General features: G+C 56.7%; 7 protein-coding genes. 3 read left to right on the plus strand and 4 right to left on the minus strand.

The genetic code is table 11. From position 1 onward, the window contains the following. Positions 1–441: 441 nt before the first annotated feature. The 4 genes from ACM42_RS02685 to ACM42_RS02700 form a co-directional block, all read right to left on the minus strand. Complete coding sequence (locus tag ACM42_RS02685; RefSeq protein ID WP_128948659.1) at positions 442–1683, minus strand: cytochrome P450; 1242 nt, start codon at positions 1681–1683, stop codon at positions 442–444. A 256-nt stretch (positions 1684–1939) separates the two neighbouring features. Further along, positions 1940–2821 (minus strand): pantoate--beta-alanine ligase, encoded by an 882-nt coding sequence (locus tag ACM42_RS02690; RefSeq protein ID WP_128948658.1) that lies wholly within the window; start codon positions 2819–2821, stop codon positions 1940–1942. Positions 2822–3010: 189 nt separating this feature from the next. Next, positions 3011–4492 (minus strand): pentapeptide repeat-containing protein, encoded by a 1482-nt coding sequence (locus ACM42_RS02695; protein WP_128948657.1) that lies wholly within the window; start codon positions 4490–4492, stop codon positions 3011–3013. 2757 nt (positions 4493–7249) lie between these two features. Then, positions 7250–7690, minus strand: a complete 441-nt coding sequence (locus tag ACM42_RS02700) for a VirK family protein (RefSeq protein ID WP_128948656.1) — start codon at positions 7688–7690, stop codon at positions 7250–7252. A gap of 698 nt (positions 7691–8388) precedes the next feature. Here ACM42_RS02700 and ACM42_RS02705 point away from each other — a divergent pair. From ACM42_RS02705 to ACM42_RS02715, 3 genes are all read left to right on the plus strand, one after another. Continuing rightward, a complete protein-coding gene (locus ACM42_RS02705) occupies positions 8389–9006 on the plus strand; it encodes a hypothetical protein (RefSeq protein ID WP_245471960.1) in 618 nt (205 codons plus the stop codon). A gap of 196 nt (positions 9007–9202) precedes the next feature. Beyond that, a complete protein-coding gene (locus ACM42_RS02710; RefSeq protein WP_245471959.1) occupies positions 9203–9367 on the plus strand; it encodes a hypothetical protein in 165 nt (54 codons plus the stop codon). A gap of 1998 nt (positions 9368–11365) precedes the next feature. Beyond that, positions 11366–12055 carry a winged helix-turn-helix domain-containing protein gene (locus ACM42_RS02715; protein ID WP_128948653.1) on the plus strand — a complete coding sequence of 230 codons (690 nt, stop codon included), beginning with the start codon at positions 11366–11368 and terminating at the stop codon, positions 12053–12055. Positions 12056–12058: the final 3 nt, after the last annotated feature.

Below are 12058 nucleotides of genomic sequence, written 5' to 3' on the forward strand. Positions count from 1 at the left end.
GCTAAGACGAGACCGGGGCCCGACGTGCCTGCCCGCGAGATAGTCCGGCCCAATGCCGTGGCTCTGTGCACGCGAACTGGGCCAAGTCATCCCAAACGCTAGAGAGCAGCCAGGCGAGCGCCCGCCTCCTTAACGGCGATTTTTTTGGCCAAGCAGAAATGGCCAGCATATGTTGATCGGCAGAGAGCGCTCGCAACACGCGTCCCACCATGCGGTGATGCGGCATCGGAGCCCTTTTCGGCATCTCAGGCGTTTGCAGGTCGAGACGCTCGCCTGACGTATCGCTTGTCACAGGCACTTCAAACGTCTGCCCGGTTGATGAGTAGCCGCCGACGTGCAGCATTTGTTTGGCGTCGATCGAGCCATCTGCGCAGCTTGCAGAAGCCGAGATAGTTCAATCCACCCGCCGCGCGCCAGCGCCGAGACTGGCACGATCAGGGTTTAGGCTTCAATCCGCACGGGCAGAGCGGAATAGCCGTGCACGAAGTTAGATGCAATTCGCTCTGGTTCGCCGACAACCTGGATCTCCAATCCCGCCTGCAAAATCTCTTCCCAGAGGACTCTCAACTGCAGTTCCGCAAGGTGTCGACCAAGACAGCGATGGATTCCGAATCCGAACGAGAGGTGCTGCCGCACATTCTTGCGGTCGATCACGAAACTGTTGGCGTTCTCAATGATCTCTTCGTCTCTATTGCCGGAGATGTACCACATGACGACCTTGTCGCCTTTCCTGATCTGCTTCCCCCCTACGACACTGTCGACCGCGGCAGTGCGGCGCATATGTGCGATCGGCGTCTGGTATCGAATGATCTCGGACACAGCGCTCGAGACCAGCTTGGGATTGTCAGTCAGCTTTCGCAGTTCGGAGGGGTACTGGTTTATGAACAGGAGGCCGCCGGTAATCGAGTTGCGCGTGGTATCGTTGCCTCCAACGATTAGCAAAATTAGGTTGCCGAGAAACTCACTTGGCTCCATATGACGTGTGGCGGGCGAATGCGCCATCAAGGAGATCAGGTCGAGGCGCGGCTCGGCATTGATGCGCTCGTTCCAAAGCCCCGTGAAATAGTCCAGGCACTCGGACAAGATGGTGGTTCGCTTGTCCCAGCTGTCGATCGCATGGCCTGCTTTAGGAGCGGTAACAGCTACGTCTGACCAATAGGTCAGGAGTCGCCGATCCTCGAATGGGAAGTCGAACAGGGTGGCGAGCGTTTGCGTCGTCAACTCTATGGAGACCTTGTTCACCCAATTAAAGTCTTCATTACGAGGCAGGCCATCGAGAATTGACCTAACACGAGAGCGGATCAGGGTTTCGAGTTTCGTCAGGCTTTCCGGTCCGACGATCGGGCTCACGGTATTGCGCTGCTCGGCGTGCTTGGGAGGCCCCATCTTGATGAAACTCTGGGTCCAGTGCTCACCAGGCACGTCGACAATAGTGACACCTTGCTCTGACGAGAACGCGTGGTGGTTTGTGTCTACCGCTACTATATCCCGGTATTTCGTTACGGACCAATATGGACCATGAGTGCTGTTTTGACAGTAGTGAACGGGATCTTCCCTTCGCAACCGCTCGAAGCAAGCCCATATGCTGTCGTCCTGAAAGCGCTTGCTCTCACTTACATCCAGATTGCTGAGCGGGATAACACACGTATCGTCGGCCCTATAATCTTCCAATCGCCTGGTCATGATCATCTCTGCAGATTCCGCTCTCGAGAGCGTACGGCCTAGGGGCGCCTCATCGCTTCGAGCTGCCGCGGCGCTTGGCTGCGACGGGCTTCTCGACCAGACTACCTCACAGTCAGCTGGCCTGGCCCTACCATGTCGGGCAGTAAAAATCGTATTGACTATCGGACTCACTACTCAATGGAACATTGAGAGCTGCCAGCACTGGTTGGATAGCGCACTCCTTTTTATGAAGATCATGCTATCAATAGCGGTCTGGCTAGCGCCGCTCAGGCAGATCGATCCAAAGATCCGGAGCACCGTTTTGGAGTGTATCCTGATCTGGAACGTAGATATTATCGAAAATCCTGAGGCCATGAGCCATTACCCCTCCGAAAATTATGAAAGGGAGCTTGATCTGCTCTAAATCTTCGAAGTTATCAGCGCCGACAATTCGAATAAAATCGAGTTTAAACCGTCGGAACTTGACCCGAGATGTAGCCGACGCTACCAGATCCTTCACGCTAGTCGCTCCTCGGGCGATCTCTTCTCTTGAATAGTTGAGTGACGTGGAGAGACACGACAGCTCATCAAGCTCCGAGCGGCTAAATCGCCTCAAGCGCGACGAAACGGGAACTCCGTTCTTGTATCTAACGGTCGGCACAAACCTTATCTCGCAATCGAGAAGGAGGTCTGCCGCAGCGCGCTTGACCAGGATCGCCTGACCGATATCTTTCAGGCCGAAGTAGCTGCGAGTTGGCCGCGCATAGCAGATCCAGCGGATTGCCCCAGTAACGGCTTCCTTCAAATACGCCTCGGGCCCCCCTAGACGCAAATGACAGTCACCTTGCGATACAAACGTTCGATAGCCAGTCGGGAACATTTCGTTGTCGTTCGAGGAAATCACGGCAGTTGCTCCTGAACGTAGAGCAAGTCCAATATCATCGTCCAAATTGAAATCGTATCTCCCACCTGGTCTAAGCTGGATCTTGTTCGGGTAGACTGTGACAATCGCGACATCATTCTCTAATGCCGCTCTTCTGATCAGTTCTGCATGCCCAAGATGCAGGGCGCCGAGCGTGTGCACCGTCCCAATAGTCTGACCTGTTCTTGCGACCTCCCGGATGAACGCCTTGCCTGCGGAAAGACCAGCCAGATGCATTTTCTTACTCCAGTTTTTTTGAACGCCAACAAGAGTTGAGCGCTCGGATCGCCGAAGGTGCGCCGCCGGGCGTGTCGCGGGGCCGCGCGTGCCAACGAGCTCGAAAGAGCTTTAACGTCGACCACGGCACGAACCTGTTCTAAGCTCACAGGCACTGTAGTCACCTCTATTTTGCGGCTTTCGGAGCAGTCAGGTTGACCCTTCTCGCCCACGTTTGATCAACGATGAGAATTCAGCCAGATAGGTTGATGGCTCGCGCGGCTGATCCCCCTCTAGAGCTGCGGGCAGTCCCCGACAACGGTCGACAAAAAAAGGTGGCTCGAAAGTGGTTATCTTAGCGCCCGAAAAGTCGACCTTTACGAAGCTGGCCTGGAACGGCGATATCCCACTCAGGTTCGCATCGCGCAGGGACGATTGGTTCATGCGAACGTATGCGGCCCGCGTTGCCTCCAGGTTGCTGTCGGTCATATCCGCGGCGAGATATGCCTGAACGAGATTTGATCCCTCAAGATTTGCGCGACTTAATGCCATTGATTGCGGCGGATCACCGGTGATCATCGACCTGTAGAGGTATGCCTGGGATAAGTCCGCATATTCGAGATCGCAGTCGCGCACAAAGGCGCAGCGGCCACGAAAACCGGTGAATTTGGCGGCTCGCATTGTGCTCTCTGTTATCGAAATGCTTTCGCCTGATGCCTGAGATAGGTCCGCTCCGTCCAGCTGGCAGGAACGAATAGATGCACCGTTCAACACAGCACCGGCGAGGTTCGCGTCGGAAAGGCCTACGGACAGAAGCCGCGCCTCGGTCAAGTCCGCCTGCTCCAGCTCAGCCCTGGCAAGATTTGACAGGTGAAGATCAGCGAATGGGGCGCTCAGCGCTCTCGCCCGAATCCGCCCGCTCACCTTTGAGAGTCTCAGATAAGGAAGATGAGCGCCTTCCAAGATAAGACCATCGACGGAGGTGGAACGCACGATCGATAAACAGTCCCCCTTTGACTGGAAAAACGAGCAATTCGCCAGATGCGCCTTCGTGATGGTGACTTGGTTTAGCTTGGCAAGGCGGAAGGAAGCGGAAGGAAGGAAGCATTCATTGATGGTTGACCCCTGCAATTCCGCGCCATCAAAGACAGCATCACTCGCGTCGCACTGGTAAAGGAGGAGCCCGCTGAGCATCGCGCTGTCAAAGCGTGTTCTTTTCATGCTGCAACCGTGAAACAGGCTGCCGGTTGCATCAATTACATTGCGCAGACTGGCGTCATCGAAGTTGCAGACTTGCGCTGCTATCGCATGCATATAGGCAAAATCGAGCTTGGCCCCGAGGAAACTTGCGCGCTCGAGCCCGGGACAGATAAGGTTCGCCCCAGAAAGATCTGCTCGATCCAACTTTGTTCCGTAGAGCTGCGCACGATTGAGGGTACAGCGTCGCAACGGGAAATCTGACAGGTCGTGACCGCTAAAGTTCTCGGAGGATAGCTGCAAACCAATTCCGGTCCTTCTGATCGCCTCCTCGGTTCGCCTCCCAACAGCAGCAACGGCCAGCAGCCGGTCGGCAGCTCGGCTCCAGTACCGAACGAACTCGCCATCTGAAGAAAGCTTGTTTGTCGGATCTGAGCAGTGCTCTGCACCTACGTTCACGGTGCACCCGCTATCAGCGCCGATCCTTTGCGACATGTCGAGAGTTCCGTACTGCCAGGATTACGAGGGGCCTGCTATTGACCTTCTTTGTGCTTGGCCTGGACGCAGCCTGTGCGCTTTGTGGCGAACTCGCCTGCCAATTGGTGACAGGACGCGTCGACGAGACTCCTATATGTCGGTGTCTCTCGCGGCCGATGCTTGACCATTTCAGCCGAATTCTTGTCATGCGTCCCCACGGCCACTCGATGCAATTGTCCACCAAACCCGCCAACCCTGATCACGCACGGTCGTTTGACAGCGCCGAGTGCCCGGAAGTGCGATTTAATTCGTCAGCTCTTGGGAACTCCACATCAGTCTCCATCCACCCGAATGTGCGAAATTCTAGGTCTTTTCGGAATGGAGCCGCGGCTTGCGGGCGGAAAGGTGCTCCTGCATCTAGGGCTGCACTCGACCTAGCCTTACCTCATCGGCAGCAACAACCGTGCCAGCCGCATCAGTCGGAATTGTTGAGCCAAATAGGCAGCATAATATCGAAGTTGACGCAGAATGTTCTGAATCTGACAAACACGGTCTCGCCGTCAGGACTCGCATTATGATCGCTAGGGCATCGCGAAAGCAAACACTCCAAGTTCGTTTGCAGGAGGGCAAAAGCCGCAGTCTTCACCTGCACGCAATCGATGACGTGCAATTCGACACGTGCGGATCGCCGGCCTCATGGTTAGCCAAAGCTCGCGCTCGGCGAGGCCTCCTCCGCACGCCGGCTGGTCCATCTATGGGAGCCCGTGCTGCCTCGATCGAAGTCGCACGCCCCGGGCTTGTTTTCCGACTAACACCCGGCGCGCCGACGGGAACCCTACAATGAGCTTCACGCCACCCCGGCCCGGTTAGAGCGCGATGGCCGCCGCCTGACCCGGCTGTGAGGATCACAGCAGCATCTTGAATAGCCTTTCAAAGACATTCATTGCGAACCGATGAAAGCCGGCCCTGGCAGGCTTCTCCCATGCAGCTCAAGCTCACCGGTACCTAAGCTTCCGCCGGGCTGCTCCTCCAGGACCTTTCATACGGTGCTGCCGTGAAACGGACAGCGAGGTGGTCCATCCCGCCAAACTCCGCTCTGCAATGAACAACAGGCTCGCCGGCACAGTCGCAATGGCCACGAGTTTTCTTCAAGCAATGAGTCTGGTCAGCTGTTTGACAGCTAAGCCTCCTAGCATAGCAACATCTCTATCCGGACAGGAGGCCGCCGCGATGGCTCAAAATCTGGAAGAGAAGAATGACCGGGATTGCCGGTAAGTCCCACCCGTACGCCTCAACACACGACCGATTCGAGAACCAGACCGACCTGGTACGTTTTATAGACACTGCGCGCGTCTTGGTTCCTGATCCTGATCTGATCAACTTTGTACGATGATATTGAAGGCCAAAAACGGGAGAACGGAGTGGACCCATTTGACAACGTTAACCCATCCGGGGCTGGGATGCATTACCTCGAGCCGCAACAGGAGGAGGCAGCGCAAGCAGACTTTGAGCATCAGCTTAGAGCGTCTCAGCCAATCCTCGCAGCATCAGCTTCACCAGGGCCCGGATCGAGCCGGACGGTAACGGATGGCAATAAGAGAGCGCAAGCTATCCCGGAGAATGAACGGTGCGCGGCTGCACCCTTTGTGAGAGCGCGCGCTCAGCTTGCCGCAACGCTGACTTGCGCGAACATTGCGGAACTAAGAAGAGAAATCGAACTCGCTGCGCAAAGATCAGCACAATGGTCAAGAGCGATTGGATCGTCAGGCTATCGCGTCGATAGTAGCCGCGTTTACGACGACGTAGTGGCATCGTCATACCTGGAGCTCGAGCGCTTTCAAAACCACGCCAGCCACTGCAAGCCACATGCGTTGGACCGTCAAAGCGCGATGGCCCATTTGCGTTCCATGGCGGCTTTGCGTTATGACGAGGCCCCCTGGAATATCTGGGGAGGCCAACGGCTTGATCTGGGGCGCGCAGCGGCAGAGCACATGAGGGGTGATACCAGTTCTTCGCCCTTTGTGCACTGTCCGAGGAGGCCTCACAACTTCTCCTTTCGCCGGACGATGACAACCAGTTTGGCGCCAAAGTCATCGCGGAAACCGCGAATGAGTTGCACACCTACACTGTGCCGAGGGTCGCAACTTGGACGGCCGAAGAGATTGTCAGTATTCTCGAGGACGGGACTGAGAATGATGAACCCGATCTCGCATGGGTGAGTGATACCCCCACTGAGGAACGTGAGGTACTGTTTCTGGGCGGGAATCTGGATGACTATCGGGTGGCTAGCGCACCGAATCCATACAGAAAGTCGGGAGGAAGAGTCTAATGGCACAGGCTCGGAAAGAGTGATTTGCTTTTTCCGATGCTCGGGGCGGTCGAAAGCAGCCTTCGCGCTATAACACTCCGATCCGGCGGCAGCGTGGGGAACTGAGCGTCATCAACGCGGGCCCGCGGCCGGATCAGATGATGTTCTCACAAGGACCGCGGACAGCGTGCGGACGTAGCGAGATCATCTGGAGCGTTCAACCGAGAGGCCTGGCTCCAACCCATACGACGATTGCCTGAGCCGTCGATCTTCCAACGCCTGAGATCGAATGGAAATCGGCGGCCCTCATGAGCTACCTGAGCAGCAAGTTCAGGCAACTTGATCCTTCCCCGACGAAAGCACGGCCAGAAACACTCTGACCGTACTGACGATCGATGCCCTGCGCAGGTGTCGATATCATTAAAGGATCAAGTCTTCGAAGCGCCGCCCACGCCCTGCGTTCTTTGTTACCAGACGAACTTTGCGCCATCCGGTATTTCGCAGATGAATTCCCCTTGGTTCACGAGTTCGGTGGTCCCGACGACAAGTTTCGAGGCTCGCACCGTCAGCTTGCCTTCGCGGCTAAGGCTATGGCGGATGTACTCGGTCACGGCATGTCCGGAGCTGTCGACCGTTTGATGAGCATTGGCAAAGCTGATGCCGTTCTGGCCGGTCACCCGGAAGGCATTGATGACCAGACCGGCCTGCGTCGCCGACGCTGGCTTGCCGCCCTCCGCGGAGGTACAGCGGCTCATGTCCAGTATGAGCTTCACGTTCTTCCCCGCCTGGAGGGCACTGAGCACCTCGGTATATTTCGGCGAAGGCTCGTCGGCTCTCGCCGGCACGCTCACGCTCGCGGCCGAAAGCAAGGACAACAGGATCGTTAGTCCTCGGCCAGTAACCTTCATATGCTCTTCTCCCTCGATGAGTGCCGCCGATCGCGGCTTCCAAGACGTCATGCTCCAGAGGCGTTTGGCTGATTCCAGACAACAAGCGCGCTCGCGCTCGTACAAAAGCAGCCTATCGCAACGCGGCGCAAGTCGTTGTGATGGCTAATCCGACATCACAACCTCGTAGGTCAGGTTTGCGGAAGTCGCTTAACTTCCCACGCGTCGACGAGAACGACTTGATGCAGTCGTTCGCTTGGAAACAGCAAACGGAACCGGGTTGCGCTGGTCCATCCCAGGCTTCTAGAGCGACAGAATGCAATTCTCACTTCTGCATAAGCAGACGATCTACGAAAGAACCCTTCCCTCGCCTCAAGCACCAGCTTGTCCATCTTGCTGTGCAAGCGCTGTCTTCCTCGGACGCGTCCGCGATGAAGTGATAGAACGAGTCTGACGCGCCGGTCCGAACAAACTCAGTCAGGGCACCCGATCTCGGCCTAATCGAGCACCAATGTCGGAAGGCACAAGGCAGCACCGATTTGATTCGATGCTTTGCGCGGCTTCCGTCCAGCTGATTATTCGCCTCGCTGACTGACTCCATTCGACTCCCTCAAAAAAGCAGAAGCTAAATGGGCCCTTCCTGGTCTGTCAGCTTCTCGAAAGCTGCACACGCAACACTCTACACCGGCATCCGGCACAAGGGAGAGAGAGGGAGAGAGATGAATGTTGATTCAAACGCAGCAGACACTCCCTTCGAGGCTCACAACGTGTTAGAGCCGCCGGGCCGCTTCGGGCGGCAACAGGATGAGCTTGGCGGTCAGACCAGCGCACCAGCACACACTTCAGAGGATCAAGCAAGCTTCGAGCAGCAGCTGAATGACTTGCATCTAGACGACTTAGATTCGGTCTATACAACGTCGACTTCGGTCCGCTCAGCGACAAATTCTGTCGCTGCCACTTCTTCGTCCGCGCCAAGCGAGGCGGCCTCGGAAACCAGTAGCTATCCAGCGCCATCTTTTGTCAGTGCCCGCGCTCAGCTTGCCGCAACACTGACTGGGGCCAATCTTGAAGCGCTCAGGAACAAGATCGACCTTGCCGGGCAGCAAGCGGCGCGCTGGTCACCGGCGAGCGCACCTGCCGTTGACCAAGACCACGTATTCGACGACGTGGTGAGGTCGTCTTATGTCACACTGCGGCGTTTTCAGAATCAGGATAGTGATTGCAAGCCGCATACGGAAGACAACACGAGCGCCATATTGCATGTTCGCAACACGGCTCGGGATCATTCTTCCGTTGGAGATCATCCGGAGCGGTATCCTATTGACCGGGCGCGCTAAGCTGGCTGGCATATGCGGGGCAAGACAACAACATCACCCTTCGTGTCATTGGTCGAAGATCCGGCGAAACTCGCCGCTTCTCGCGATCATTGGGCGAGAGCGATCGCCAACAATGCGAACGCGATCCATACCTACACCGTACCCAAAGCTCACTGTCTGGACGCCCGACGACGTGCTGAGTAGCATTGCGCTTAGAATGAATGCCGAAGATTACGACAACATCGATGCCGACGTCGATCTGATGTGCTCACTCGGCAGAACGCCAACTCGAGAAACCGAGCGCCTCTTTCTGGGCGGAAACTTGGAAAGCTACCAAACCGGTAGCGAAGCAAATCCCTTCAAGCGGGAGGGCAATGAGTAGATGGTCTCGGCCGCACCATTTCGCGGGTTCGTCGGCGTTCAAGCACCATAATACCCGCAAGGAAGAACCGGAAGCGGCCCACCAACTCCGAGTCACGCACCACACTCAAGGCATAGTGGGGCGGCCGACCGCCCGATCAACTCGCCATCAAGCGTAACAGCGGCTGAGGGCTCCGGCGCAAGACGCACCTCCGACGGTCGGGAGAACGCCGGACCACCCTCTCTCCCGTGCCCGGTCGTTCTATTATCTTGATACATTGTGCGCTCCAAAGACATGAATTTGTCGGCCGAGCTCACGGCTGGCTGATGGCTTTGGTGAAGGTAAGCCGCCGAACGCGCAGCATCCTCCTCTAGTTAACTCGACCTGAAATTGACCGCGCGGTCCACCACTTGGTGTTTCGGCCGCGATCGCATCGGGTATTCACTGGTCCGCAGCAATCCGCGCTGCCACAGGACAGCCGATCCGCCACCTGGATGCGTTCCATCAAAACAATCGATTTTGCAGAGGACGCCTGAAAGCCTCATAGTCGATCGCAAGATGAGGAGGCCGCATTCAAGATGACGTCTGGCAATCGATTCTCTTCTCAATCCCTTGCCGAACAATGGCTCGAGCGATCGGCAGTCTGCATCTTGAACGTTACTTCCTCTGCATCAAGTGGACGTCCGACCCTCGCCACGGTCTTTCCGCTAAATTGACACGTACGAGGCGGATCGGATCGCCGCAATCCTGGCGTCATGGCTTACGCAAGGCTTGCTGAGAACGCCTGCCTCTTCGTGCATTTCAAATCGGTTCCGCTCTACGCTTAGTTGGACGGACAAATGCTCACGACCTTGCACAGAGCGAGACGGACGTCGCGCGCAGCTCGACGACATGACCGAACTGTGTCGCCGTTACCTCACAACGATTCACAATTGAGGGCACCGCTACAAAGAGCATTCAAATGCACTTGAATCTCACCTCGCGTCAGATTGTAGGATTTCCGACAGTCTTGCGACACACAATCCGCTCGCGTGAACTCTTCCTGACAGGTAGCAAAATTGCGAAGGTCTCAAAACTTCAATGCTCAGCCGATCCGGTTGGTCACACCACTCGACTGCTGCTCGTCAGAGCTTGCATCGTGTATCTGTTCTGCGAGCGCAAGACGAAGCACTCTCTTCGCTGCCAGACCGAGATCCAGCGCGCCAGAACAACGCGGGCAATCGTTACTTCGTCTATGCCGACGAAAGGCCCAGTTCTTGCGCCGTTCACCAGGTCTGACGAAATGGAGCCGGCGTCACCGCCTCAGACAATGCGCGACAGCAACGCCCTGCCTAACTTGTCCTCATTGGCAGCATCCGCTCGGCTGGGGGCAGAGAGCATCTCGGAAGCGACCGAGCCTCGGGAAAGTTGACATCTTGCTTGGCTAACACCGGCAAGCGAGAGAACGTCTGTCGGCCTTTCACGGCCCATTGGCCGACACATAGCGCGTGAAGTGTCTTTAACGCGGAAAACTTGCAATGTCATGGCTTGACGGCACTCCGGGCTCAACAGCCAAGCACGACTGACCGCGGATCAAGACGAATTGGGGAGTTTCAAATGTCGGTTTCGCAAGCCTGTCCGGCGGCAAATACAGCTACTCTCGCACCGGCCTTCCTTTCGCTCGGGCGGCTTGGTGCGATTGCTACTACAGGCGTTAGCGTAGCGCATGCAGGCACGGCTATGCTCGGCTCACAGAGTGCATCAGCACGCCGCCAGGACTTTCAGCCCGTAAGGCATCGCAAAGCTCTTGCTAGCGTAACGGATATGTTGAGTCGCGCCGCCCGCCCAGGCCACCCGCCGCAAGCCGCCATCTATCCGGTGACGATGGACGCGCATGCATCGATCGCCTGCCACCAAGCTCTTGCATATCGTTTACGGATCTTCGAATTCACGCCAAACCGTCAGGATCTGGGTTCCGCCGATTCTCATGCTCAAACCTAACACGCTCAAGTCCTGCCGAGGACGGACGAGAGGCGATGAATGCGAATTCTCCTGGTTGATCATCATGCGGACTTTGGCCGCGCTGTGAAGGCAACGCTCGTGAATTGCGGGTTCGCGGTCGACGTGACGCCCACGCTGGATGAGGCGTCAGCCGCGCTGGATTGCGCGAACTACCACATCTTACTGCTCGAATCCGTCTTGCCGGACGGAGATAGTTTGGACTGGTTGAAGCAGTTGCGGCGCGAAGGACGATCAATGCCGGCAATGATGATGAGCAGTCTCAATGATCTCAACCGGAGAATTGCGACCTTCAATGCCGGAGCGGATGATTTCCTGCCCAAGCCTGTGTCGATCGACGAACTCATCGCTCGCATGCGGGCCATTTTGCGACGGTCAACGCAAATGACGGCGCCGGTCGTGACATTCGGGAATCTGCATTTCGATCCGATCGCCAGACAAGTCTCGGTCGGTGGTCGGATTCTGAGGATTGCCCGGCGTGAGGTGTGCATTCTCGAACATCTGCTCAATCGCGCCGGCCGCACTGTGCCGCGCACATCGTTGGAGGATAGCTTGTACGCGTTTGACGATGAGGTCTCGACCAATGCGCTGGAAGTCGGGATTTATCGCTTACGCGCGCATTTGAACCAGGCCGGTGCGACGCTCAGGATCAAGACCGCGCGCGGCGTCGGTTACACTCTAGAACTCGTTGGCACAGCATCGGCTGCCTAGCAG

This window comes from Bradyrhizobium sp. CCBAU 25338 (assembly GCF_028128965.1).
In the GTDB taxonomy this organism is placed as follows: Bacteria; Pseudomonadota; Alphaproteobacteria; order Rhizobiales; family Xanthobacteraceae; genus Bradyrhizobium; species Bradyrhizobium liaoningense.

Excerpts from the sequence above, each read along its gene's own strand:
- ACM42_RS02685 (WP_128948659.1), bottom strand. The coding sequence starts at position 1,683 with ATGACCAGGCGATTGGAAGATTATAGGGCCGACGATACGTGTGTTATC.
- ACM42_RS02690 (WP_128948658.1), bottom strand. The coding sequence starts at position 2,821 with ATGCATCTGGCTGGTCTTTCCGCAGGCAAGGCGTTCATCCGGGAGGTC.
- ACM42_RS02695 (WP_128948657.1), bottom strand. The coding sequence starts at position 4,492 with ATGTCGCAAAGGATCGGCGCTGATAGCGGGTGCACCGTGAACGTAGGT.
- ACM42_RS02700 (WP_128948656.1), bottom strand. The coding sequence starts at position 7,690 with ATGAAGGTTACTGGCCGAGGACTAACGATCCTGTTGTCCTTGCTTTCG.
- ACM42_RS02705 (WP_245471960.1), top strand. The coding sequence starts at position 8,389 with ATGAATGTTGATTCAAACGCAGCAGACACTCCCTTCGAGGCTCACAAC.
- ACM42_RS02710 (WP_245471959.1), top strand. The coding sequence starts at position 9,203 with ATGAATGCCGAAGATTACGACAACATCGATGCCGACGTCGATCTGATG.
- ACM42_RS02715 (WP_128948653.1), top strand. The coding sequence starts at position 11,366 with ATGCGAATTCTCCTGGTTGATCATCATGCGGACTTTGGCCGCGCTGTG.